We start from the raw sequence: 24,484 nt of genomic DNA, 5'->3' as shown, positions 1-24,484 counted from the left end.
ACGTCATGACGGCCGCCACCCCCGTCAAGGAGAGCGCGACCGCCGCGGTCGCGCTCTCCGGGGTCACCAAGGTCTACGGTCGCGGCTCCGAGGCCGTCCTGGCACTGGACGGCCTCGACCTCACCGTCCGGCCCGGCGAGTTCGTCTGCCTGGTCGGCGCGTCCGGTTGTGGCAAGAGCACGTTGCTCAACCTGGTCGCCGGTCTGGACAAGCCGACCGGCGGCGCGATCGAGGTCGCCGGCGACGCCCGGCCCGGCCTGATGTTCCAGGAGTCCGCGCTCTTCCCCTGGCTGAGCGTCGGGGCGAACGTGGAACTGCCGCTGAAGCTGCGCGGCCTGAACAAGCAGCAGCGCCGGGACCGGGTCGCGGAGCTGCTGCGCACCGTGCACCTCGGCGACTTCGGCAAGCACCGGCCGCACCAGCTCTCCGGCGGCATGCGGCAGCGCGTCGCGCTGGCCCGCACGCTCGCGCTGGACACGCCGGTGCTGCTGATGGACGAGCCGTTCGGCGCGCTCGACGCGATGACCCGGGACATCCTGCACGACGAACTGGAGCGCATCTACCTGGAGCGCGAGCTGACCGTGCTGTTCGTGACGCACAACGTGCGCGAGGCGGCCCGGCTCGCGGACCGCATCGTGGTGCTCTCCAGCCGGCCCGGCCGGATCATCCACGAGACCACGGTGGACGCGCCCCGCCCTCGGCGCATCGACGCGCCCGAGGTCGCCGCGATCGCCGCCGACGTCACCGACCGGCTCCGCAAGGAGGTCATCCGCCATGGCCAGTGACACGATCGCCGCCAAGACCACGGAGACCGGCGCCATCTCCGGGCTCGACGCACTGGAGATCGCCGGGCGGGAGAAGGAACCGTCCCGGGCCCGCAAGCTCTGGTTCCAGACCTGGCCAAAGCTCACCGCCATCGCGCTGGCCATCCTGATCTGGCAGGCCGTGGTCTGGTCCGGCTGGAAGGACCCGTGGGCGCTGCCCGGCCCGGAGGCCGTCTTCCCGGACCTCTGGGAGTACGTGCAGACCGAGGCGTTCTGGTCCGGGCTCGGCACCACCGCACGCCGCGCCGGCGTCGGCTTCGCGACCGCGGTCGCGGCCGGTCTGGTGCTCGGCCTCGCGGTGGCCAGCAACAAGATCCTCCGGGCCGCGCTGGGCTCGATGATCACGGCGTTGCAGACCATGCCGTCGATCGCCTGGTTCCCGCTGGCCATCCTGCTCTTCCAGCTCAGCGAGCAGGCGATCTTCTTCGTGGTGGTGCTCGGCGCCGCGCCCTCGGTGGCGAACGGCGTGCTGCACGGCGTCGACTACGTCCCGCCGCTGCTCCGCCGCGCCGGGACCAACATCGGCGCACGCGGGTTCAACCTCTACCGGTACGTCATCGCGCCCGCCGCGCTGCCGGCCATCGTCGCCGGCCTCAAGCAGGGCTGGGCGTTCGCCTGGCGCAGCCTGATGGCCGGTGAGCTGCTCGTCGTCATCGCCACCAAGACGTCGATCGGCGCCCAGCTGCAGTACGCGCGTGAGCTCAGCGAGACCGAGCGGCTCATCTCGATCATGATCACGATCCTGGTACTCGGCCTGCTCGCGGACGCCGCGTTCGGCGCCGCCGACCGGGCCATCCGCCGCCGCTGGGGCCTGCTCGACCGCAACAACTAAGGAGATCCGCATGTACGTCTCGGCGCGCAGCGACTACGCCGTCCGCGCGATGCTGGCCCTCGCGGACTCGGATCGCAAGGACACGCGTGAGCTGGTGAAGGCCGCCACGCTGGCCGCCACGCAGGAGATTCCGCTCAGCTTCCTGCAGGGCATCCTGCTGGACCTGCGCCGGGCCGGGCTGCTGCACAGTCACCGAGGCGTCGAGGGCGGGTACGCGCTGGCCCGCCCCGCGGACGAGATCACGGTCGGCGACGTGCTGCGGGCGGTGAGCGGCTCGCTGACCACGGTCCGCGGCCTGCCCGCGGACGCGGCCGACTACCACGGTATCGCGGCCGGGCTGACCGACGTCTGGCTGGCCGTGCACGAGGCGATCGAGGAGGTCGTCGACACGGCCACGCTGGCGGACCTGCTGGCCAGGTCGCGCGCGAGCGCCACCTGAGCGAACGGGGCGGTCCATGACGGACCGCCCCTCGTCCTATCCCCCCGACCCCTGCTGCAGGCCGTGGGCCTGTTCCAGGCCCGGCGCCTCCTCCGAGACCTGGGTCGCCACCTCGGGCGGGTCGAAGAGTGGAATGTGGACGTCGACTATCGCGCTTTCCGCGCGGGCGGCGTCGTACCAGGGAGTGAACACGGCCAGCATGGCCAGACCCACTCCCAGCAGCGCCAACGTGAAGACCACCGTGATCTCCCGTATTCCGCCCTTTCCGTTGCTCACCGCAGAACCCCCGTTTGCGTTATTCCGACGACGAGTTGACATATCTCAACGTCTCGCCCGCACATAGCATGTCGTGTCAAGGGGCCGGGCGCAGTCACCCATCGGACCTTCCCCCTCAACCGAACATCGCCGGGCACCTGGCCGTAAGGACCTTTCTAGAGGTAGCTACGACGACGGCGGCGATTCGGACCACGAAACCGGCACGGAAACGACCAACTCCGCCAGCGCGTCCCGGTCGAGCAGGTCCGCGGGCCGGACCGTGACGTCGTCGCGCACGTAGTAGAAGGCGGCCCGCACCTCCTCCACCGGAACGCCGGCCAGCGCGGCCCAGGCCAGCCGGTACGCGGCCAGCTGCACCGCGGCCGCCTGCGCCGCCTCGCCCTCCGGTGGTGCGCCGGTCTTCCAGTCGACCACGTCGTACCGGCCGCCGAGCGCGGAGAAGACCGCGTCCATCCGCCCGCGGACCACCACGCCGCCGATCACGGTCGCGAACGGCACCTCCACCTCGATCGGCGTCCGGTCCGCCCACTCGCCGGCCAGGAAGCGCGCCTGCAGGTCCGCCAGCTCCGCGTCGCCGGCCGCGTGCTCGTCCGCGGCGCCGGGCAGCTCGTCCAGGTCGAGCAGCCGGTCCGCGCCGAAGCGCTGCTCCAGCCAGGCGTGGAACGCGGTGCCGCGCCGGGCGTGCGGCGCGGGCGCGGACGGCATCGGGCGGCGCAGCGAACGGGCCAGCGCCTGCGAGTCCTTCCGCAACGTGACCAGCTGCGACACGGAGAGATGGCCGGGCAGCGCGACCTCGATCGGGCCGTCGCGGCGGGCGTGCTCGGCACGCTCGGCCAGCAGCAGGTCGGCCTCCCGGCGCCAGGACGCGATCTCCGCCTCGTCGGCGGGGTCGGCGGGAGCACCCGGCTCTGCATCGGACGGTGCCGGCGGAGCGCCGAGCGCCTCCTCCAGCGGGCTGACCCGCACCGACGCAGCGTCCGGCACCGATTCCCGGTCCTGCCCCGGCGCCGGCTCCGAAACACCCGACGGCTCCGGAACACCCGACAGTTCCGGAGCACCCGACGGCCCCGGAGCGGCCAGCAGCGCCCGGACCAGGTCGGCCGCCTCCTCCAGCGCCGGGCGCCGCGCGCCGAGCGGATCGGCCGGCCACTCCGCCCGTACCGTCGACTCTGATCCTGGGTTTGCCACGCCCGGCTCCGGTGGCGGCTCCCAGACCGGAACGTCCCCATGACCGGCCGCACAGGTCGCGCGGATCTCCTCCAGGAACACGGACGGACCCCGCGGCTTCACCACGCGGTCGCCCCACCAGTAGCCGGAGCAGAGCAGCAGCCGCCGGGGCCGGGTCACCGCGACGTAGGCGAGCCGCCGCTCCTCCCGCTCGTCGTGCTCCTTCCAGAGCCGGGCGAACTCCTCCAGCGCACCGGCCGCGTCCTTCTGCGTCTCCGCCTCGGACAGGTCCAGCCGGGGCAGCCCGTCGCGGTCGCCGCGCAGCGGGAACGGCAGCACGCCGATGCCCGCGAGGTAGTGGTCGGAGCCGCGGACCGGCCCCGGCCAGACGTCCCTGGTCAGGCCCGCGACCGCGACCACGTCCCACTCCAGGCCCTTGGCCGCGTGCGCGGTGAGGATCTGCACCGCGCCCTCGACCACGTCGACCTGACCGGGCGCGAGACCGCGCTCCTCCTCCTCGGCCGCGGCCAGGAACGCCAGGAAACCGGAGAGCGTGCCGCCGTCCGCCTCGCCCGCGAACCGGGCGGCCACGTCGCCGAGCGCGTCCAGGTGGGCGCGAGCCAGTCCGGCGTCGCCGGCCGCGGACGCGCGCACCGCGACCTCCACGTCCAGGCCGATCGTGCGCTCCACGTCCGCGACCAGGTCCGGCAGCGGCTGGTCGAGGCGGTCGCGGAGCAGCGCGAGCTCGGCCGCGTACGCGTGCAGCCGGTGGTAGCCCTCCGCCGAGAACTGCTGCGGCAGGCCGAGGTCGGCCAGCGCCTCGATCAGCGTCGCCTCGTCGAGCGGGTCGGTCAGCGGGTCGTCCACGTCCGGCCGGCTCCGCTCCCGGGCGAGGTTCTGGGCACGGCGGTGCAGCGCCACCAGGTCACGCGGGCCGATCCGCCAGCGCGGGCCGGTGAGCAGCCGCAACGCGGACGCGCCGTCGGTCGGGTCGGCCAGCACCCGCAGCGTGCACACCACGTCACGCACCTCGGGAGTGTCGAGCAGACCCCCCAGGCCCACCACCTCCACGGGTACGCCGCGGGCGCGCAACGCGTCCTCGATCACCGGGATCTGGCTGCGCAGCCGCACCAGCACGGCCGTGGTCGGGCGCTTCTCGACCGGGATCTCCTCCGGCAGCGCGTCGTCGTCCCCGGCGGCCTTTCGCCAGGCGGTCAGCACCGCATCCGCGATCCAGTCCGCCTCCGCGTCGTGGGTGGACAGCAGCGCGGCCCGGACCGTGTGACCGCCCAGCGGCTCGTCCGCCCCCGGCGAGGGGCGCAGCGCCGCCACCCGGGCGCCCGCGCTGCGCAGCGGCAGCGACAGCGCGTTGGCCACCTGGAGGATCTCCGGCCGGTTCCGCCAGGACCGGGTCAGCGCCCGCGTCTCCGCCAATTTTCCGGATTTATGGGCAAAATCAGGGGGGAAACGGTCCAGCGTGCCCGCGCTCGCGCCGCGCCAGCCGTAGATGGACTGGCAGGGGTCGCCGACCGCGGTGACCGGGTGACCGTCGCCGAACAGCGCCCGCAGCATCACCACCTGGGCGTGGCTGGTGTCCTGGTACTCGTCCAGCAGCACCACCCGGAACCGGTCCCGCTCCACGCGGCCGACCTCCGGATGGTCGCGCGCCACCCGCGCGGCCCGCGCCATCTGGTCGCCGAAGTCCATCGCCTCCAGCTCGATCTTGCGCTGCTCGTACGCGCGGACCAGCGGCAGCACGCCGAGCCGGGCCTGCTGCCGGGCCAGCACGTCACGCACCGGGCGGCCCGCCGTGCCCGGCAGGCTGCGCACCTCGCCGATGAACCGGCCGGTCCAGCCGGCCAGCTCGTCCGTGGTGACCAGGTGCTCGGCCAGCTCGCCGGAGAGCGCCAGCACCGCGTCCGTGATCGTGCCCGGCGCGCGCCCGACCGCGCCCAGGTCACCCGGGAAGTTCCGGACCAGCATGTCGACCAGCTGCCAGCGGGACGCCTCGGTGAGCAGCCGGGTGGACGGCTCGTACCCGCCACGCAGGCCGTGCTCGGTGACCACCCGGGCCGCGTACGAGTGGTACGTCGCCACGGTCGGCTCGCCGGTCACCTCGCGGCCCAGCCGGCGGACCAGCTGGCCGAGCCGGGTGCGGACGCGGTGCGCCAGCTCGCCCGCGGCCTTGCGGGTGAACGTCAGGCCGAGGATCTGCTCGGGACGGGCGTACCCGTTCGCCACCAGCCACACCACGCGCGCGGCCATCGTCTCCGTCTTGCCCGACCCGGCGCCCGCGACCACCAGCAGCGGCTCGACCGGCGCGGAGATGATCGCGGCCTGCTCCGGCGTCGGCGGGTGCAGACGCAGCAGCCGCGCCAGCTCCGGCGGCGTGAACCGGGGGCCGGCGTCCGCTCTTGCCTGCCGGGGGCGATCGGGGGCGGTGAAGAGGGCGGGCTGTTCGGTCACGATCTCCTCTTCGGCGGTTCCACGACCTGCCGGCCGCGGCCGGAGACCGGGCAGGCGGTCTGCACCGGACACGTCCGGCACTTCTTGTTCACCACGGCGGAGAACGTGGACGCCGCCATCGTCTCCGCGGTGCGCCGGACCAGCTCACCGGCCCAGCCCGGGTCCGGGCTGTCCGCCAGCGCGGCCTGGCTCTGCTCGCGCGCCGCCTTCGTGTCCGTGCCCAGCTGCACCAGCGCGGCGCCGCCCGGCTCCGCGCCGAAGTCCGCGAAACCGCCCGCCTCCACCGCGGCCTGGTAGCCGGCCAGCTGCGGGTGCTCGGCCACGTCCGCCGTGGTCACCGCCGTGGAGCGGCCGGTCTTCAGGTCCACCACGACCAGCCGGCCCGCGTCGTCGATCTCCAGCCGATCCACGCGCCCGACCAGGTCGATCGGGCGGCGGGTGCCGTCGTCCAGCCGCACCGCGAACTCGTGCTCGATCGCCAGCAGCCGCCGCGGGTTCGCGGCCAGCCAGCGCAGCAGCTTGTCGACCATGCCCTCCGCCCGGGTCTGCTCCGGACCGGCCAGCCAGCGCGCGGCCAGCTCGATCATCGGGAAGCGGCCGGCCACGTACTCGATCAGCCGCTCCCGGTCCGCGTTCGCGTCCTCGGCCAGCATCGCGGCCGCGTGCACCAGGTTGCCGATCCCCTGCGCCGGACCGGCCGGCTGGTTGCCGCCGTGCCGTTCCAGCAGCCAGCGCAGGCTGCAGCGCAGCGCGCCCTCCATGGTGGACGGCGTCACGCGCACGGGCGCGCCGTCGTCGATCAGTGGCCGGTCGTCGGAGAGCGGCCGCAGACCCCACCACTCGTCCGGATGCGCGCCGGGCACGCCTGCGGCCGCCAGCCTCGCCAGCTCCCCGGCCGCGGCCCGCCTCCGGTGCGCGCTCGCCCGCGGATCGGTCAGCGCGGTCCGCAGCTCCGCCACCAGCGCGGCCAGCGTCAGCGCCCTCGGCAGCCGCCCACCCTGAAGATCAAAATCATCCGGGGGTACGTCGTCAGCGCTCCCGATCTCGTGCAGGAAACGACTGGGCTGCTCCTCGCCGTCCGCGCCGCCCACGGACGCGGACTCCACGGCCGTGACCAGCAACTGTGTCCGGGCGCGCGACGCGGCCACGTAGAACAGCCGGCGCTCCTCGTCCAGCAGCGCGGACGTCTGACCGGCCAGCGCGGCCGCCTCCGGCGCGGTCCGGCCGGAAAGCAGATCGACCAGGCGCTCGGAGCCGAGCAGGCTACCGCGCAGCCGCAGGTCCGGCCAGACGCCCTCCTGCACGCCCGCGATCGCCACCACGTCCCACTCCAGGCCCTTCGCCGCGTGCGCGGTGAGCAGGCGGACCGCGTCGCCCCGGTCCGCGGACGGCGCTATCGAGTCCGCCGGCAGATCCTGGCCGAGCACGTGGTCCAGGAACACCTCGGTGCGCGCGCCGGGCAGCCGATCCGCGAACCGGGCCGCGGCGTCGAACAGCACCAGCACCGCGTCCAGGTCCCGATCGGCCGCGTCCGCCCTGGCCTGCTCCACATGACCGGTCTCGCCCGCGCGCGGCGGCGTGCCGCGGACGCCGGCCGCGTACCAGCGATCCCCCAGACCGGTGGCCCGCCACAGCGCCCAGAGCACGTCCTCGACCGTGTTCCGCGGGTCGGCCGCGGCCGTGCGCACGGTCTCCAGCAGCGCGGCGACGGTCCTGGCCGGGCGTGCCCAGCGCCGGTCCACGTCCGCGAGCGGCGCCGGGTCGTGCAGCACCGCGACGATCAGCTCACCGGCCGACCGGCGGTCCTTCCGCTCCAGCGCCAGCGCGCGCAAGCCTTGCCGGAGACGCCGCTCGGCCAGCGGGTCCGCGCCGCCCAGCGGCGAGTGCAGCAGCGTGACCGCGGCGGCCTCGTCCAGCGCGTCCGGCTCCAGCGCGCACCGCAACAGAAGCAGCAGCGGCGCGACCGCGGGCTGCAGGTGCAGCGGCAGATCCTCGGCGTACGTCACGGTCGGCACACCGGCACCGTGCAGCGCCCGCTGCAACGGCGGCAGCTGCAACAACGTCGACCGCACGATCACCGCCATCCGCGACCAGGGCACGTCATGCAGCAGATGCGCCTCCCGCAACGCATGCGCCACATACGCCGACTCCGCGACCGCCGACCGGAACGTCCGCACCCGCAGCGCCGCGGTCTCCTCTTCACCGCTCGCGACCTCGGCACCATCGGCCTTGTCGCCATTGCCCTCGGCACCGTCGGTCCCGGCACCGTCGGTCTCGGCGGCACCGGTATCGGCGCCAAGGCCCTCAACGCCGTCGGTCCCGGGGGCACCGGTACCGGCGCTAACGGTCTCGACGCCGCCGGTGCCGGGGGCACCGCTCTCGGCGCTAACGGTCTCGACGCCGCCGGTACCGGGGGCACCGCTCTCGGAGGCGCCGCTCTCGGAGGGGGCCATCGCGTCGGCGTCTTCGTCGTTTGCCGGCTCGCTACTGCTATGCGGCAAGCCTCCGTCGACCCGCCCGGGATTCCCGCCGGCCACGGCGGCACCGCCATCAGGTCCGATCTCGTCGGCGCCGGTCGGCGTGGCAGCATCCGGGCCGCGGCCGGTGGCCGGCGCGGCGACGCTCGCGCCGTCGTCTGCTACCGCGGCGGCGTCGCCCTCGACCGCATCGGCGTCGCCTGCCCGGCCCACGGCATCGCCGTCTCCGGTGGTCCGGGCCGACCGGCTCGGCATGACGTTCGACGAGCCGGCCGGGACCGAGGGCCGGAGGCCGTCGACGTCCGGGTCCGGGCGGCCGTGGGCGATGGCGGTATCGGCGCTGGCAGCCTCCACCGTCCGTCCCGCGCCGGTGCCGGCCTCAGCGTCGCCTGCCGCCGCGACAGCAGCATCGGTGACGGTGGGCGGGGTCAGGTTGCGGTGGGCGATGGGGCCGCGGAGGCGGCGGGCGACGCGGCGGACCGCGGCCAGCAGGTCGGGGGCGGCGCGGTAGGAGATGGTGCGGGTCACCGTGGCCGCGGGTGCGCCGGAGGCGGTGCGGAAGCGGGCCGGGAACGTGGTCACGATCGCCGGATCGGCGCCGCGGAACCCGTAGACCGACGAGTCCGGATCGGCGAACGCGACCAGCGGCTTGCCGCCGCCGGCCACCAGGTCGAGCAGCGCGATCTGCGCCGGGTCGGTGTCGGCCAGCTCGTCGACGTAGACGTGGGAGATCCGGCGGCGCTCCGACTCCAGCAGACCCGGGTCGTCCAGGAGCAGCGTCATCGCGGCCCGGACCAGCTCGGCCGCGTCGTAGGCGGCAGCGGACCGCCCGGTGGTGTCCCGCAGCGCGAGGACCGCCGCGTACTCCCGGAGGAACCGCGCGGCAGCCGGCCAGTCGTCCCGGCCGAGCCGCTCGCCGAGCCGGGTCAGGTCCGCCGGACCGACCCCGCGCTCGACCGCGCGCAGCATCAGATCACGCAGCTGGGTCGCGAACGCCCTGGTCCGCAGCGCGGGACGCAGCCCGGTCGGCCAGCCGTAGGGGTCGTCGTCACTCGGCCCGGCAACCGGCTCCGGCTCCTCATGACCCGCGCTCCGCACACCGGTCCGGCGGCGGCCGTCACCCCGCCCGGCCGGGTCGTGGCCGTGCCTACCCGGCCCGGCTCCGACGGCGCGCATGCCGTCGCCGGTGCTGTGCGCGCCGGCATCAGTCTCGGCGCGGTGCGCGACAACGTCAGACTCTGCGCGATGCGCGACAGCCTCGGACTCGGTGCGGTGCGCGACAGCATCAGACTCGGCGCCGTGTGCGCCGGCATCGGACTCGGCGCGGTGCGCGACAGCATCAGGCTCGGCGCCGTGTGCGCCGGCATCGGACTCGGCGCGGTGCGCGTCGCCACGGATCTCAGCGTCGTGCTCGTCGTCGTCCTCGGCGCTCGGCGCCTGCACCGGGATGCGGTGGACGCGGTCCTCCGCGCCCGGCGCGGCGGAGTCGGCGAGCAGGCGGCGGGGCGGGGCCGGGGGCTGGGCGGGAGCGGGGTCAGGGTCGCCGACGATCTCCAGCAGTTCGCGGATGACCAGGTCCTGCTCGGGGCCGGTGAGCAGGCGCGGGGAGGGCTCGCCGCGCTCGGCGGCGGCGCGGCGGAGGAGGCTGTAGGCGTAGGCGTGGAAGGTGCGGACCGTGGGCTGGTGGACCACCTCGCGGTCGGCTAGGCCGGCGACGCGTGCCTCGATGCGCTCGCGGAGGGTCTGCGCGGCACGGCGGCCGAACGTGAGGACCAGGATGCGTTCCGGGTCGGTGCCGGCCACGACGCGCGCGGTGACCGCCTCGGCCAGCGTGGTGGTCTTGCCGGTGCCGGGGCCGCCGACCACCAGGAGCGGGCCGTCCGTGTGGGCGACGATCCGGTCGTGGACGGCGTCCGGCAGCAGCGGCGGGGCGACCGGCACGGGCCGTCGCACCAGCCGGTACGTCCGCCGGGGCACCACTGTCATCGCGCTATCTCACCACGACCCCCCGACACGCCACGTATCGCCTGGTCTCGCCTGTTATGCCGCCCGCCCTCCGCTCCCACCGGCCGCCGGCCGCATCGACGCGGACTCCACGCCACTATGTCGTGAAATTTCGGGCGCGGAGCGCTCGGACCGGACGCCGGACGCGCGGAGGCCCGCCGCGGGAGAGGCGCGGAGCACCCGGATCGGACGCCGGACGCGCGGAGGACCGCCGCGGGAGAGGCGCGGAGCACCCGGACCGGACGCCGGACGCGCGGAGATCCGCCGCGGGAGACGCGAGCAGAGCGGGAGACACGAGCAGATCAGCGCGGAATCGGCGGGCCGGGAACGGCCGCCGGAAACCGGCGGGCGGTGGACACGGGAGGGGTGGGGCGCGCGCACGGCGTACCCATGAAGGGATTTAGGGGATTTTGGGGGTTATGGCGGCGAAGGCGTCGTCGAGGGTATCGGCGATGATGAGGCCGGAGAGCGCGCGCTCGCGGACGAAGCGGGTGTCGGTGAGGGTACGGAGCCAGGCGAGCAGGCCGTCGTAGAAGCCGTCCGTGTTGACCAGCACCATGGGCTTGCGGTGGATGGCCAGCGAGCCGGTGGTCCAGACCTCGAACAGTTCGTCGAGCGTGCCCAGGCCGCCGGGGAGCGTGAGGAACGCGTCCGACTTCTCGATCATGAGGGCTTTGCGGGAGAGCATGCCGTCCGTGACCACCAGCTCGTCGCTGGCGGTGTCCGCGACCTCCATGTCGACCAGCGACTGCGGGATGATGCCGAGCGTGTAGGCCCCTGCGGCGCGCGCCCCGTCCGCGACCGCGCCCATCATGCCGACACAGCCGCCACCGGAGACCAGCGTGTGACCGCGCGCCCCGATCTGGCGGCCGGTCTCGGTGGCGAGGTCCATCCACCGCTGCTCTATGTCGTTCGCGGACGCGCAGAACACGCAGATCGCGGCCATCAGGACTCCTCCACGTCGCGCTTGAGGTCGCGGGTGGCGGCCTGCTCGGCGGCGAGCGCGGTGTCCGCCTCGACGATGTAGCGAACCGCCTCCTCGACGTCGTCGGTCAGGCAGATCAGGTCCAGGTCGTTCGGCCCGATCTTGCCGTCCGCGGCCATCGTGCCGCGCAGCCAGTCGATCAGGCCCTGCCAGTACGCCGTGCCCATCAGCACGACCGGGAAGCGCGTCACCTTGCCGGTCTGGACCAGCGTGAGCGCCTCGAACATCTCGTCCAGCGTGCCGAAACCACCGGGCAGCACGATGAACGCCTGCGCGTACTTCACGAACATGGTCTTGCGGGCGAAGAAGTAGCGGAAGTCGATGCCGACGTCGACCCACTCGTTGAGGCCCTGCTCGAAGGGCAGCTCGATGCCGAGGCCGATGGAGAGCCCGCCGGCCTCGCTGGCCCCCTTGTTCGCGGCCTCCATCACGCCGGGGCCGCCGCCGGTGATCACGGCGTAGCCGGCGCGGGCGAGCGCGGCGCCGACCTGCTCCGCGGTCTCGCACTCGGCGCTGTCCGGCTTGCTGCGGGCGGAGCCGAAGACGCTCACCGCGGGCGGCAGATCGGCGAGGCTGTCGAATCCCTCCACGAATTCGGAGAGAATCCGCAATGCCCGCCATGCGTCTTTCGTCTTCCACTCCGCGCGCTGGCGGGAGTCGAGCAGCTTCTGGTCCGCGGTGGACGGCTCGATGGCGTCGCGCCGCAGCGTGACCGGCCCCCGGTGCCGCTCCGGCGTGAGTCGTACGCGACCGCTCATGCCGTCTCCTCCGGCCGGCATGAGTTACGGCACTGCACCGATGATTCGCTCGCACGCTCGCTCATGGCATACCCCTCATGCGATCACCGTAATGCAACAGGCGGACGTCTTTCTGACCGTCCGGCCGACCCCGACCGGGGGGATCCCGCGAAAATTCGACAGAAACTAAGGAAGGCCGCAACCAAACTTAAGAAACGAACGTCTTTACTTCAATGAAGTGGGCAGCACGGCGCCCGGATACGTGTCCGGGCCACCTCGGGGGGAGGACCAACCGTGCTCAACAGAAACGAGATGATCCGGCACCGGCGACAGATGCAACGGCGCATCCGGGACGTGGTCGCCGAACGACGAATGGCTCTGCTGGCCGACGAGGACGCGGCCGAGGCCGTGGACGAGACGTCCGAGGACAAGTCCAAGCAGGACTGCGCAGCGTGAATGACGTCAGGGCCCCGCTCCACGCGGGGCCCTGACGTGTTTCAGGAGGCCAGCCAGCGGTGCAGCGTCGCCGCGCCGTCCCGGATCCGGCCGATCTCGACGTGCTCCTCCTGGGTGTGCGCCAGGTTCGGGTCGCCGGGGCCGAAGTTCAGCGCGGGGATGCCGAGCGCGGCGAAACGCGCCACGTCGGTCCAGCCCAGCTTCGCGGCCGGGCGCTCGCCGACCGCGGCCAGGAACTCGCGGGCCGGCGCCGCGGTCAGGCCGGGCAGCGCGGCCGGGGCGGAGTCGGTGATCTCCACGTCGTACCCGGTGAAGACCTCGCGCACGTGCGCCTCGGCCTCCTCGACGGACCGGTCCGGCGCGAACCGGTAGTTGACCTCGACCTCGCACCTGTCCGGGATCACGTTGCCGGCCACGCCGCCGAGGATCCGGACCGCGTTGAGCCCCTCCCGGTACGTGCAGTCGTCGATCGTGACCGACCGGGCCGGATAGTCCTGGAGGCGGCGCAGCACGTCACCGGCCGCGTGGATCGCGTTCACGCCGCGCCAGGACCGGGCCGAGTGCGCCCGCCGGCCGGTGGTCCGGACGACCGCGCGCATGGTGCCCTGGCAGCCCGCCTCGACCACGCCGTAGGTCGGCTCGAGCAGGACGGCGAAGTCCGCGGCCAGCCACTCCGGGTGGGCCTGGGCGACCAGGTTGAGCCCGTTGTACGCGGAGTCGATCTCCTCGGCCTCGTAGAAGAAGTACGTCACGTCGTACCGCGGGTCGGGCAGCGTGACCGCGATGTGCAGCGCCAGCGCGGTGCCGGCCTTCATGTCCGCGGTACCGCAGCCGTAGATCAGGTCGTCGACCATCCGGGACGGGAAGTTGTCGTTCAGCGGCACGGTGTCGATGTGCCCGGCCAGCACCACCCGCTGCTCCCGGCCGAGGTCGGTGCGGGCCATGATCGTGTTCTGGTGCCGCCGCACGGTGAGGTGCGGCGCGTCGTTCAGCACCAGCTCGATGCAGTCGGCGATCTCCTTCTCGTTCCGGGAGACGGACTCGATGTCGACCAGGGCGCGGGTGAGCGCCACCGGATCGGCCAGCGCATCGGGGGTCAGCGGGTTCGCCATGGGTGGCACGGTACCTTCTCACCTGTGAGTGACGTGTCTACCAGTGCAGCGTGGGGTATCGGTCTTGCGACGATCACGGCCGAGGGGCAGGTGCTCGACACCTGGTACCCGGCGGGCCGGCTCGGTCTCGGCGCGCCGCAGGCCGAGGATCTTCCCGCGAACACACCGCTGCCGGATTCCGACGGCGCCACGCTGCTCGGCCTTCCGCGCGGCGTGCTCGGCGAGAAACCGCTGACCGGCCTGCGCACGGTGGTGGTCCAGACGGTGATCGGCTCGCTGGCCGACGTGCCGAAGGACACCTACGACGTGTACCTGCGCCTGCACCTGCTCTCGCACCGCCTGGTCACGCCGAACTCGGTGAACCTGGACGGCATCTTCGGCCTGCTGGCGAACGTGGCCTGGACCTCGGCCGGCCCGTGCCCGGGGGACAGGATCTCCGAGCTGCAGGTCATCGAGCGCGCGGCCGGGCGGCACCTGACCGTCTACGGCGTGGACAAGTTCCCCCGGATGATCGACTACGTGGTCCCGTCCGGCGTCCGGATCGCGGACGCGGACCGGGTCCGGCTCGGCGCGCACCTGGCCGCCGGCACCACGGTCATGCACGAGGGCTTCGTGAACTTCAACGCGGGCACGCTCGGCAACTCGATGGTCGAGGGCCGGATCTCCGCGAGCGTCGTGGTCGGCGAGGGCTCGGACGTCGGCGGCGGCGCCTCGATCATGGGCACGCTGTCCGGCGGCGGCAAGGAGCGGATCCGGATCGGCGAGCGCTGCCTGATCGGGGCGAACGCGGGCATCGGCATCTCGCTGGGCGACGACTGCGTGGTCGAGGCCGGGACGTACATCACGGCCGGGTCGAAGGTGCTGCTGCCGTCCGGCGAGGCGGTCAAGGCGGTCTCGCTCTCCGGCGCGGACAACATCCTGTTCTGGCGGAACTCGCTGACCGGCGCGCTGGAGGCACGGCCGCGCAAGGGTACGGGCATCGTGCTGAACAGCGCGCTTCACACCAACGACTGATTCACCGACGCGTCGGGCCGGTTCACTCCCGGCCCGATCGCAGCGGCGGAGGCCCCCAGGCGATAGCGTCTTCGGTGTGACCGTCGCGTTGGTCGTCACGCTGATCCTGCTCGCCGCCGCCGCGGCCGGGCTGTATCTCATGCGTGCCCGCATATCGCTGCTCCGCGCCGAGATGCGCGCGGAGGCAGTGGCCGCCGAGGCGCTCCGGGACCGCATCGCCGGCCTGGAGCGGGACGTCGCGCGCCTGGAGCGCGACGTCACCGACGGCAACACGAAGGCGGACGGGCTGAATCAGGAGTTGTCCGGCCTGCGGGAGACGAACCGGAAGCTGGCCGAGGCGGCCGAGGCCACGGTCCACGACCTGCGCGCGCCGCTCGGCACCGTGCTCGAGTTCCTGGAGCCGCTGCAGAACCGGCGTTACTCGGAGCAGCTGGACTACCGCGGTAAGTCGTATGTCCGGTTCGCGCGGGACGCCGCGATGAAGCTGCGTGAGCTGATCGACGAGCGCACCGGCTGAGACCGGCGTTACAGAGCTCACTGAAGCGGCATTAGCTGGTCACTCTGCGCCTCGAATAAACCCGACATTTCCGTATTGGAAGACCAGCCGGGTAGCACACCGCTCACAGCAAAGGGCCAAAACGCTGGGACACCTCATCCTTTCGGCTACCAGCGGCCACCTCTTTAGGTTAGTGTCGAGACCCTAATGAGGGAGGACAGCATGACCGTTGCAGCAACCCGGGCGCGGCCCGACCACGAGGCCGCCGCAGCCGAAGGCGCTGAACTCATTAATGCCCTCGCCGCGCTTCCCGAAACCCACCCGTCGCGTGCTTCACTCCGCCGACGGACGATCGAGGCCTGGCTGCCGCTCGCGCGCCACCTCGCACTCCGCTTCTCCGGCCGCGGCGAGGCCATGGACGACCTGGTCCAGACCGCGATGATCGGCCTGATCAAGGCCGTCGACCGGTTCGACCCGTCGTTCGGCGTGGACTTCGCCGGTTACGCGATCCCCACCATCATCGGCGAGATCAAGCGCCACTTCCGCGACCGCACCTGGTCGGTCCGGGTGCCGCGCCGCCTGCAGGAGATGCGCCTGGCCATCTCCGAGGCGAACTCGACGCTCTCCCAGGACCTGGGCCGCTCCCCCACGGTCGCGGACATCGCGGCCCACCTGCGGGTCACCGAGGAGGAGGTGCTGGAGGGCCTGGAGGGCGCGCGGGCGTACACCGCGACCTCGCTCTCCACGCCGGTCACCGACGAGGGCGGCATGGAGCTGGGCGACACGCTCGGCGCCGAGGACCACGAGTACGAGCTGACCGAGCTGCGCGTCGCGCTCGGCCCGGCGATGGCCGCGCTCGACGAGCGTGAGCAGAAGATACTGACGTTGCGCTTCTACGGAAACCTGACGCAGTCGCAGATCGCGGACCAGATCGGCGTCAGCCAGATGCACGTGTCCCGCCTGCTGGCGAAGGCGCTGGTCAAGCTGCGCGGCCACCTCGCGGCCGACTAAGAACAAGATCAAAAGCTTGCGGGGGTACGCACGAGAGCTCCGCCCCCGCATTTCGTCAGGAGACCCGGCAACCGGTTCGGTGCCGGGTCTCCTGCATGTCCCGGCCCGGTCGCTCGATAGCGTGAGGTCATGCGTACCGGAATCGTGATCCTGCAGGACCGGCCGTGGCGGGAGTCGGAGCGGCGGTGGCGCCGGGCCGAGGAGATGGGCTTCGACCACGCCTGGACCTACGACCACATCGGCTGGCGCACGCTGGTCGACGGGCCGTGGTTCGACGCGGTGCCGACACTGACCGCGGCCGCGCTGGTCACCTCGCGGATCAAGCTGGGCACGCTGGTCGCGTCGCCGAACTTCCGGCATCCGGTCCCGTTCGCCCGGGAGGTCACCGCGCTGGACGACATCAGCGCCGGCCGGCTGCTGCTGGGCGTGGGCGCGGGCGGCACCGGTTTCGACTCGGCCGTGCTGGGTGAGCCGGAGCTGACGCCGAAGACCCGGTTCGACCGGTACGCGGAGTTCGTCACGCTGCTCGACCTGCTGCTCCGCGAGGACCACGTGACCTGGCGGGGCGCGCACTACGCGGCCGTCGACGCGCGGAACCTGCCCGGCTGCGTGCAGCGTCCCCGGGTCCCGCTGATCATGGCGGCGAACGGCCCGCGCGGCCTGCGCCTGGTCGCGCAGCACGGCCAGGGCTGGGTCACCACCGGCGGCCTGCCCGGCGCGTCGCTCGACCCGCCGTCCGGCGCGGAGCTGGTCGCGCAGCAGAACGCCTGGTGGAAGACGGTCGAGGAGGTGTCCGCGCGGCTCGATGACGCGCTGGACGCGGCCGGCCGGGACCGCGGCTCGCTGGACCGCTATCTGACGCTGGACGCGGCGCCGGTTTTCTCGCTGAGCAGCGTGGATGCGTTCGCGGACGCGCACGGCCGCGCCGCCGAGCTGGGCTTCACCGACATCGTCACGCACTGGCCTCGCGCGGAGGGCTGGTACGCCGGCGACGAGGCCGTGCTGGAGAAGGTCGCCGCCGAGTACCTGAGCTGAGGCGCACGACCGGCGATCCAGGCGTCATGTCGTTCGAGCAGCATGAATGACGCCTGGACCATCGGGCGCACGGCGTACCCGCGAAGATTTTGATCTTCTAGGGCTCAGGGGTGGCGCTGCCGGGGGTCAAGCCAGCACCATTGGACCCACCATCCCCGCCCGGCAGGAGCGCCAGCATGACCGCGACGCACACCGACCAGGACTTCTCGCTGCGGCTCCGGAAGGAGACCGGGCGGGCGCACCGCTCGGCCGAGGGCGCCGGATATCTGGCCTCGCTGACCGCCGGCGAGCTGGACCGGGAGGGATATGCGCTGCTGGTGGCGCAGCACTACTTCATATATGAGGTGCTGGAGTCGGCGGCGGAGGCGATGCGGGCGGACCCGGTGGCGGCCCCGTTCGCCGCGCGGGAGCTGACCCGGCTGCCCGAGCTCGCCGCGGACCTGGCGTTTCTGCTCGGTCCGGACTGGCGGGACCGGATCGAGGCGACGCCGGGCACCCGCGATTACACCGCGCGGATGACCGCGACCTGCTTCGACGACCCGGCCGCGTTCGTGGCGCACCACTACACGCGGTACCTCGGGGATCTGTCGGGCGGGTTCTACATCGGTGACGCGATCCGCGCCGGTTACGACCTCGACGTGGACGGCGTCCGCTTCTACCGCTTCGACGCGCTCGGCGACCCGGGCGAGTTCAAGACCCGGTACCGCGCGCTGCTGGACGCCGCGCCGTGGGACCGGGCGGTGCAGGATCGGCTGATCGACGAGGTCCTGATCGCGTACGACCTGAACAATCGCGTCTTCGCCGACCTGCACCGGCTCACGTCGAGCTGACCGGTCAGCGGCTCTGCAGCGCGTCCAGCGCCACGGCCATCGCGATGACGAGGCGACGGTCGATATACGGGTTCGGCACGGAGACCACGTACTTGTCGCGGAAGCCCCACTGCTTGACCACGGAGAAGACGACCTCGCCGGACGGCGTGACGAAATCGAAGTGGTACGGCAACCAGGAGAGCGAGTCGACGAAGCGGCGCAGGATCGCGACCGCCTGGCTGCGCTCCTGGCCGCGGACCGCGCCCACGCTCGGCTGCTCGACGATCCAGGTGGAGCGCAGCAGCGACGCCTTGAAGTCCTTGCGGAACAGGCCGATCGGCGCGCCGGACGGCTCGGTCACGTCGTAGGTCGCGCCGAGGTCGAGGACCTGGCGGGCCTTGAAGCCGAGCACCGGGACCTGCTTGCTGTCGTCCGTGTAGAGCGTGACCTGCTCCTTGAACGCCATCCGCTTCTGCTGCGCGAACGCGATCATCTCGCCCTCGGAGCCGTCCGGCTGCACGGCGCGAACCTCGTACTGATTAACCATGAGGCGCACACGCTGCCGCACGTGGAACTGCTGCGTCGCCTGGAGCCGCTGAAGGTCGGTCATGCTGTCTTTCCTCCCACAGGAATCGTCGGCCGCAGTCTGGCACACCCGTGCGACATTTCCTGTCCTCCATGAAGCCAGGGTGTAGCCGATCTTCGGCCAGCCCTCCCTCGATCGGCCATTTCGGACGTCGCGCCCGCATCCCAACGGGGGAAATAGCAGGTAAACCTAGTGACGCGCGTACGCGGAAAGCCTGGAATGAACGGATACATCCGTTAAGTACCAGGGGGCGATTCATGTCCGGAACGTTGCTGTTCGTGCACGGCACGGGCGCGCACCACATCGACGGTCAGCTGTCGAGGCTGCGCGACGGTCTCGCCGCCGAGCCCCGGCTGCGGGACGTCCAGGTGCGGGGTGTGGCGTGGGGCGGCACGGTCGGCCCGCCGGACCTGGACGTCACACCCGCGCTGCCGCCGCCGGCCGGATCCGGTCTGGAGTCGGCCGCCGAGTCCGCCACCCCCGCGGAGATCGCCGCCGCCGAGTGGGACCTGCTGCAGGCGGACCCGCTGCTGGAGCTGCGCATACTGGCCGAGCTGTTCGACCCGGGCCCGTCCAGCCCCGATGCGCTGGACAAACGCCTGGACTCGCTGTCGTCGTCACTGCCGGATCAGGCCCACGTGGACCGCGCCGCGCTGGACCGGGCGATCGCGGCGGTCCGGGACGCGCCGGAGACCGCGGACGCCGCGCTCGCGGTCGGCGACGCGGCCGATCCGGAGCTGTGCAGCGCGGTCGCGCGCGCGATCGTGGCGACCGCGCTGAACACCGCGCCGGACGCGCCGATCGCGCGGGACGGTGCGGCCCGGGACGCGCTGGCCACGCTGCTGGTCGCGGCGCTGGAGCCGGCGCCGGAGCTGACCGAGGGCTTCGCGGACACCATGGTCCGGCGGGTGATGCGCCCGCTGGCCGAGCGGCTGGCGACGCGGATGCTGGTGCGGCGGCGGGCCGGCTGGATGGACCCGTCCACCGACTTCGTCCGGGACGTGGCGTTCTACGTGCGCCGGGGCGGGGCGGTGCGGGAGCTGATCGCGGCCGAGGCCGCGCGGGCCGCGCCGCCGGTGGTGCTGCTCGGGCACAGCCTGGGCGGGATCGCGGCGGTCGACCTGCTCTCCGGCCCGGACCGGCCCGCGTCCGTGAAACTGCTGGTCACGGCCGGCTCACAGGCGCCGTACCTGTACCTGATGGATGCGCTGGACACGCTGCGCCCCGGCCGTCCGGGCGCCGCGTTCACGCCGTGGCTGAACGTCTACGACCGGTCCGACCTGCTGGCGTTCTGCGCCGCGCGCGTCTTCCCGGGCGCGGTGGACGAGGAGGTCGACGCGGGCGTGCCGTTCCCGGGCGCGCACAGCGCCTACTGGGACCAGCGCCGCTTCTACGCGCTCCTCGCCCACCACTGGCCGGTCTGAGCCCCTAGGCCTCCCCGCCGGTGATGACCGGCCAGGAGTAGGCCAGCAGCGCGAACGCGGCGCCGAGCAGCGACAGCGAGATGCCACGCGTGGTGATCGGCAGCGCGGCCACGACGAGCAGGATGATGGCGATGACGTAAAGGACGGCCTGGACCGACATGAGAGCCTCCGGGGGGTTTCGATACATCCGTGCGGCGCATCGATACCCCCCGCTCGGCGATCGCTAAACGCTTTCCAGCACCGGCAGGTAACCGCCGGCGTACCCGGCGTCATTGGGGTGGAACGTGGCGGTCAGGTTCGTCAGGTTGACCCGGTTGATCCACGGTGTGCCCGCGCAGACGCCGTGGCCGGCGAAGGCCGTGCGCGTGTCCGCCCAGGTCAGGCCGGCCGCCTGGGCACGTGCCCGGGTGACGGTGGCCAGGTCGTCGGCCGCGGCGTTCAGCGCCTGGCGCTTGACCAGGCTCAGGCCGCCGGGGCAGGCGCCGGTCTCGAAGAGCCGCGGGTAGCCGAGCACGACCACGCGGGCGGACGGCGCGCGCGCCTCGATCTCCGCGTAGAGCGCGTCGAGCTGGAACGGCAGCACGGTGCGGATGTACGCCCGGGACGCCTCCACCACGCCCAGGCAGAAGTCGTCGGCGCCCAGCACGCAGGAGATCGCGCCGGGTGCGAAGCCGGCGTCGTTGCCGCCGATCGTGATGGTGACCAAATCGGTACCGGTGCCGAGTGCGGAGACCTGGCTCGCCAGCACGTCCTGGGTGGTCGCGCCCGCGCAGGCGACGAACGCGAACGAGGACACCTCGTGCCGGTTCGCCCAGAGTTGCGGGTAGCCCTTGGCGCTGCGGGTGCAGGAGCCGGACGCACCGCTCGCGCCGGTCCCGGCGGAGTAGGAGTCGCCGAGCGCGACGTAGTCGACCGGCGCCGCAGCGGCGGCCGGGGTGGCCGGCGCGACCAGCACGGCGGCCAGCATGGTGACGGACAGCCCGAAAGCCCACTTGCCCATCCGAACCTCCTAGGGGGTGCGGCGAGCGTAAAACCGGCGTTACCAGCAAAGATAGACGGCGATTTTTCAGTAACCGGACGGTAACATGAACGGATTGCCCGCTGTGTCGGTCGTCCTATGAATGCAACGCGCCGGACTGGAACGATCCAGGTATGGGTGGGGAGATCACAACCGGGCGGGTCGGCATCGCGCTGACCGCGGTGGCGCTGGGCGGCTTCGGCATCGGCACCAGCGAGTTCGCGGCGATGGGGCTGCTGCCGGAGATGGCCGGCACGCTCGGCGTCTCCATCCCCACCATGGGGTACGGCATCAGCGCGTACGCGCTCGGCGTGGTCGTCGGCGCGCCGCTGATCACCGCGCTCACCGCGAAGACGGACCGCAAGCTGCTGCTGCTCGGCCTGATGGTCGCGTTCCTGGTCGGCAACGGCCTCTCCGCGGTCGCGCCGAACGCGCCGCTGGTCTTCCTGGCCCGGTTCATCGCGGGCCTGCCGCACGGCGCGTACTTCGGCATCGCCTCCGTGGTGGCCGCGCGCCTGGTCTCCCCGGAACGCCGTGGCCGCGCCGTCGCCGGCGTGATGATGGGCCTGACCGTCTCCAACATCGTGGGCGTGCCGGTGGCGACCGCGGTCGGCCAGCACCTGCACTGGCGCGCCGCGTACGGCATGATCGCCGCGATCGGCCTGCTCACCGTCCTGGCCGTGCACCTGCTGGTGCCGCTGGTCCCGGCCGCGGCGCACGCCACGATCAGGACGGAGCTCGGCGCGTTCCGCCGTCCGCAGGTCTGGTTCGCGCTGGTCACCGGCATCGTCGGATTCGGCGGCATGTTCGCGGTCTACAGCTACGTCTCCCCCACGCTCACCGAGGTCAGCGGCCTGCCGGCCAGTGGCGTCCCGTGGGTGCTGGCCGTGTTCGGCGTCGGCATGACCGTGGGCACGCTGCTCGGCGGCCGGCTCGCTGACCTGTCCATCATGGGCACGCTGCTCGGCGGCATGGTCGGCATGCTGGCCGTGCTGGTGCTGTTCGCGACCACGGCGCAGTACATCCCGTCGGCGGTCTTCCTGATCTTCCTGATCGGCGTGGCCTGCCAGGTCATCGGCACCGCGCTCACCATGCGGCTGATGGCGGTCTCGCCGGACGCGCCCGCGCTCGCGGCCAGCTCCAACCACTCCGCGCTCAACCTGGCCAACGCGGCCGGCGCCTGGCTCGGCGGGGTGGTGATCGCGGCGGGGTACGGATACCTGTCCACCGCGTGGGTCGGCGCGGTTCTCTCCGTCGCCGGACTGGTCGTCCTGTCCGTGTCACGGATGACCGAACGTGCGCAACCACCCCTCGCGGCGGGTTTGACCGGCGCGCAAACGGGTAGATGATCAAGGGTTACGTCTAGCCCCGAGGAGACCCCGATGCGCGTTCTGGGCGAGCGCTACCGCCTCGAACAACGCATCGGCGTGGGCGGGATGTCCGAGGTCTGGCGCGGGCACGACGACGTGCTGGACCGGCCGGTCGCGGTCAAGCTCATCGCACCGCACCTGATCGAGTCGTCCTCGGCCGTGGTGGAGCAGGTCCGCACCGAGGCCCGGTCCGCGGCCCGGCTCTCCCACCCGAACGTGGCCGGCGTGCACGACTTCGGCATGTCGTCGCTGCTGCCGGGGACACCGGCGCCGTACATCGTGATGGAGCTGGTCGAGGGCGAGACGCTCGCGGACCACCTGCGCGCCGGGCCGATCGACTGGCACATCGCCGTGCGGGTGTGTGCCGAGGTCGCGGCCGCGCTGGCCGCCGCGCACGTGCACGGGATCGTCCACCGCGACATCAAGCCCGCGAACATCATCCTCACCCCCGCCGGCGTCAAGGTGCTGGACTTCGGCATCGCGGCGATAGCCGGCGAGCCGGACTCCGCGGTCGACGGCACCATCGTCGGCACGCCGGCGTTCGTCGCGCCGGAGCGGCTGGAGGCGGACGGTGTCACGCCCGCCACGCCGGCGGCCGACGTCTACGCGCTCGGTGTCCTGCTCTACCTCTGCCTGGCCCGCACGCTGCCCTGGGAGCCGTCGAATCTGCCCGGCGTGCCGCCGAACGCGATCCCGCCCGGCGTCGAGGCCGCACCGCTCCCGCCGATCCCGGACCTCCCCGACGAGGTCGCGAAGCTCTGCCACCAGTGCATGTCCCGCGACCCCGAGGCCCGGCCCACCAGTTTCGCGGTGGCGCTGCTGCTGGCGGAGGCGGTCGACGCCCAGGTCTACGTGCCGCTGACCGGCTCCGCGCCGCTGGTCCGCGAGGTCTCCCCCGGCCAGTGGCGGGACGAGGCCACCGACGTCCTGGACTTTCCGGGCCGGCATCGCGCGGACCCGTAGGGTTTGCCCTTCGCCGGCCACGGACCCGGCAGGGAGGAGCGCCGGCGACGACCGGTGCCCGCGGGAGCATGCGGAAGGTGACCACGCCGGAAGCGGGAAGATCATGGTCTTGACTCTGACATCGTGTGAGGTCGGAGCCTTGGGGGGTCATGTTCAGTATCGGAGAGTTCGCCGTCCTGGGCCGCCTGTCGGTCCGCATGCTGCGCCACTACGACGCGATCGGGCTGTTGCGCCCGGCGCGCGTGGACGAGTTCAGCGGCTACCGCTTCTACAGCGCCACGCAGTTGTCGCGCCTCAATCGCATCTTCGCGCTGAAGGATCTCGGCTTCAGCCTTGAGCAGGTCCGCGGGATCCTGGACGACCAGGTCGGTCCCGCGGAGTTGCGGGGGATGCTGCGGCTGCGGCGGGCGGAGCTGGAGGAGCGGGTCAGCGCGGACCGGGCGCGGCTGGCCCGGGTGGAGGCGAGGCTCCGGCTCATCGAGAGCGAGGGTCTGATGGCCGTGGAAGAGGTTGTGCTGAAGGACGTGCCGGGCACGCGGGTGGCGCAGATGTCCGCGCCGATCGGCGGGTGGGGGCACGAGCACATCGGGCCGGTGCTGGGGCCGCTGTTCGAGGAGCTGTGCGCCCGGATCGAGCGGTCCGGGACGCGGTTCGCCGGGCCGGCGGTGGCGCACTACCTGACGAACGAGGCGGGCGAGGGGAGCACGGTGTTCGCCGCGATCCCGGTGCCGGCGGGTACGCCGGCGAGCCCGGACTTCGAGGTGACCGAGCTGCCGGCGCTACCGCTGGCCGCGACCGTGATCCACCGCGGCGCGGTGTCCGAGATGGAGCCGGCGTTCCAGGCGCTGGGCGCCTGGGTGGAGGAGAACGGATATCGGGCGACCGGTGCGCCGCGCGAGGTGAACCTGGAGGTGCCGGCGGACCGGGACGCCTGGGTGACCGAGATCCAGCTGCCGGTGGTCAGGGCGTAGCTCTCCGAGGGG

At 72.6% G+C, this 24,484-nt stretch carries 21 protein-coding genes and 1 pseudogene; 13 read left to right on the top strand and 9 right to left on the bottom strand.

The window, feature by feature from the left end; genetic code table 11:
- Positions 1 to 5: 5 nt before the first annotated feature.
- From OP04_RS17860 to OP04_RS17850, 3 genes are read left to right on the top strand one after another with little or no spacing between them, the layout of a single operon-like run.
- Positions 6 to 785: an ABC transporter ATP-binding protein gene (locus tag OP04_RS17860; protein ID WP_033340885.1), complete on the top strand. Its 780-nt coding sequence runs from the start codon at positions 6 to 8 to the stop codon at positions 783 to 785.
- Entirely contained in the window at positions 775 to 1,656 is an 882-nt protein-coding gene (locus OP04_RS17855; RefSeq protein WP_033340835.1) for an ABC transporter permease, read from the top strand. The genes OP04_RS17860 and OP04_RS17855 overlap by 11 nt, the downstream gene beginning before the upstream one ends.
- Before the next feature lie 10 nt (positions 1,657 to 1,666).
- On the top strand, positions 1,667 to 2,095 hold the full coding sequence (locus tag OP04_RS17850; protein ID WP_033340834.1) for an RrF2 family transcriptional regulator: 429 nt from the start codon (positions 1,667 to 1,669) through the stop codon (positions 2,093 to 2,095).
- Positions 2,096 to 2,131: 36 nt separating this feature from the next.
- On the opposite strand, the gene OP04_RS17845 is transcribed toward OP04_RS17850, so the two are convergent.
- The 5 genes from OP04_RS17845 to OP04_RS17825 form a co-directional block, all read right to left on the bottom strand.
- Positions 2,132 to 2,371: a hypothetical protein gene (locus OP04_RS17845; RefSeq protein ID WP_157239961.1), complete on the bottom strand. Its 240-nt coding sequence runs from the start codon at positions 2,369 to 2,371 to the stop codon at positions 2,132 to 2,134.
- A gap of 165 nt (positions 2,372 to 2,536) precedes the next feature.
- On the bottom strand, positions 2,537 to 6,004 hold the full coding sequence (locus OP04_RS17840) for an ATP-dependent helicase (protein WP_033340884.1): 3,468 nt from the start codon (positions 6,002 to 6,004) through the stop codon (positions 2,537 to 2,539).
- Positions 6,001 to 10,467: a UvrD-helicase domain-containing protein gene (locus OP04_RS55670; RefSeq protein ID WP_085066548.1), complete on the bottom strand. Its 4,467-nt coding sequence runs from the start codon at positions 10,465 to 10,467 to the stop codon at positions 6,001 to 6,003. The genes OP04_RS17840 and OP04_RS55670 overlap by 4 nt, the downstream gene beginning before the upstream one ends.
- A 418-nt stretch (positions 10,468 to 10,885) precedes the next feature.
- Positions 10,886 to 11,431 carry an LOG family protein gene (locus tag OP04_RS17830; RefSeq protein ID WP_033340832.1) on the bottom strand — a complete coding sequence of 182 codons (546 nt, stop codon included), beginning with the start codon at positions 11,429 to 11,431 and terminating at the stop codon, positions 10,886 to 10,888.
- Complete coding sequence (locus OP04_RS17825; RefSeq protein WP_033340831.1) at positions 11,431 to 12,228, bottom strand: LOG family protein; 798 nt, start codon at positions 12,226 to 12,228, stop codon at positions 11,431 to 11,433. The genes OP04_RS17830 and OP04_RS17825 overlap by 1 nt, the downstream gene beginning before the upstream one ends.
- 273 nt (positions 12,229 to 12,501) lie before the next feature.
- On the opposite strand from OP04_RS17825, the gene OP04_RS53400 reads away from it, so the two are divergent.
- Positions 12,502 to 12,663, top strand: a complete 162-nt coding sequence (locus OP04_RS53400; protein ID WP_157239959.1) for a hypothetical protein — start codon at positions 12,502 to 12,504, stop codon at positions 12,661 to 12,663.
- A gap of 41 nt (positions 12,664 to 12,704) precedes the next feature.
- Here OP04_RS53400 and dapE read toward each other — a convergent pair whose 3' ends face one another.
- A complete protein-coding gene (gene dapE / locus OP04_RS17820; RefSeq protein WP_033340830.1) occupies positions 12,705 to 13,775 on the bottom strand; it encodes a succinyl-diaminopimelate desuccinylase in 1,071 nt (356 codons plus the stop codon).
- 24 nt (positions 13,776 to 13,799) lie between these two features.
- On the opposite strand from dapE, the gene dapD reads away from it, so the two are divergent.
- The 5 genes and pseudogenes from dapD (at position 13,800) to OP04_RS17795 (ending at position 18,161) form a co-directional block, all read left to right on the top strand.
- On the top strand, positions 13,800 to 14,789 hold the full coding sequence (dapD, locus tag OP04_RS17815; protein WP_033340829.1) for a 2,3,4,5-tetrahydropyridine-2,6-dicarboxylate N-succinyltransferase: 990 nt from the start codon (positions 13,800 to 13,802) through the stop codon (positions 14,787 to 14,789).
- 76 nt (positions 14,790 to 14,865) lie between these two features.
- On the top strand, positions 14,866 to 15,306 hold the full coding sequence (locus OP04_RS17810) for a phytochrome family protein (RefSeq protein WP_033340828.1): 441 nt from the start codon (positions 14,866 to 14,868) through the stop codon (positions 15,304 to 15,306).
- Positions 15,307 to 15,507: 201 nt separating this feature from the next.
- Positions 15,508 to 16,296: a SigB/SigF/SigG family RNA polymerase sigma factor gene (locus tag OP04_RS17805; protein WP_033340827.1), complete on the top strand. Its 789-nt coding sequence runs from the start codon at positions 15,508 to 15,510 to the stop codon at positions 16,294 to 16,296.
- A gap of 129 nt (positions 16,297 to 16,425) precedes the next feature.
- A pseudogene (locus OP04_RS17800) lies at positions 16,426 to 17,381 on the top strand (LLM class flavin-dependent oxidoreductase).
- A gap of 126 nt (positions 17,382 to 17,507) precedes the next feature.
- Positions 17,508 to 18,161: a biliverdin-producing heme oxygenase gene (locus OP04_RS17795; protein ID WP_033340825.1), complete on the top strand. Its 654-nt coding sequence runs from the start codon at positions 17,508 to 17,510 to the stop codon at positions 18,159 to 18,161.
- 4 nt (positions 18,162 to 18,165) lie between these two features.
- Here the strand turns inward: OP04_RS17795 and OP04_RS17790 are convergent, their stop codons facing one another.
- Positions 18,166 to 18,750: an LURP-one-related/scramblase family protein gene (locus OP04_RS17790; protein ID WP_033340824.1), complete on the bottom strand. Its 585-nt coding sequence runs from the start codon at positions 18,748 to 18,750 to the stop codon at positions 18,166 to 18,168.
- Positions 18,751 to 18,983: 233 nt separating this feature from the next.
- Between OP04_RS17790 and OP04_RS17785 the strand changes: the two genes are divergently transcribed.
- A complete protein-coding gene (locus tag OP04_RS17785; RefSeq protein ID WP_051798199.1) occupies positions 18,984 to 20,150 on the top strand; it encodes a hypothetical protein in 1,167 nt (388 codons plus the stop codon).
- Positions 20,151 to 20,154: 4 nt separating this feature from the next.
- On the opposite strand, the gene OP04_RS54655 is transcribed toward OP04_RS17785, so the two are convergent.
- Positions 20,155 to 20,310: a hypothetical protein gene (locus tag OP04_RS54655; RefSeq protein WP_198153874.1), complete on the bottom strand. Its 156-nt coding sequence runs from the start codon at positions 20,308 to 20,310 to the stop codon at positions 20,155 to 20,157.
- Between the two features lie 63 nt (positions 20,311 to 20,373).
- Positions 20,374 to 21,150, bottom strand: a complete 777-nt coding sequence (locus OP04_RS17780; protein ID WP_033340823.1) for an SGNH/GDSL hydrolase family protein — start codon at positions 21,148 to 21,150, stop codon at positions 20,374 to 20,376.
- A gap of 152 nt (positions 21,151 to 21,302) precedes the next feature.
- Between OP04_RS17780 and OP04_RS17775 the strand changes: the two genes are divergently transcribed.
- The 3 genes from OP04_RS17775 (at position 21,303) to OP04_RS17765 (ending at position 24,472) form a co-directional block, all read left to right on the top strand.
- Positions 21,303 to 22,517 (top strand): MFS transporter, encoded by a 1,215-nt coding sequence (locus OP04_RS17775; protein WP_033340822.1) that lies wholly within the window; start codon positions 21,303 to 21,305, stop codon positions 22,515 to 22,517.
- A gap of 33 nt (positions 22,518 to 22,550) precedes the next feature.
- Positions 22,551 to 23,501, top strand: coding sequence for a serine/threonine-protein kinase (locus OP04_RS17770; RefSeq protein WP_033340821.1), 951 nt, complete (start codon positions 22,551 to 22,553; stop codon positions 23,499 to 23,501).
- A 149-nt stretch (positions 23,502 to 23,650) separates the two neighbouring features.
- Positions 23,651 to 24,472 carry a MerR family transcriptional regulator gene (locus OP04_RS17765; protein WP_033340820.1) on the top strand — a complete coding sequence of 274 codons (822 nt, stop codon included), beginning with the start codon at positions 23,651 to 23,653 and terminating at the stop codon, positions 24,470 to 24,472.
- Positions 24,473 to 24,484 lie beyond the last annotated feature (12 nt).

It is taken from the genome of Catenuloplanes japonicus (genome assembly GCF_000717135.1).
GTDB classification, from domain to species: Bacteria; Actinomycetota; Actinomycetes; order Mycobacteriales; family Micromonosporaceae; genus Catenuloplanes; species Catenuloplanes japonicus.
This window is presented reverse-complemented; position numbering and strand designations above follow the sequence as displayed.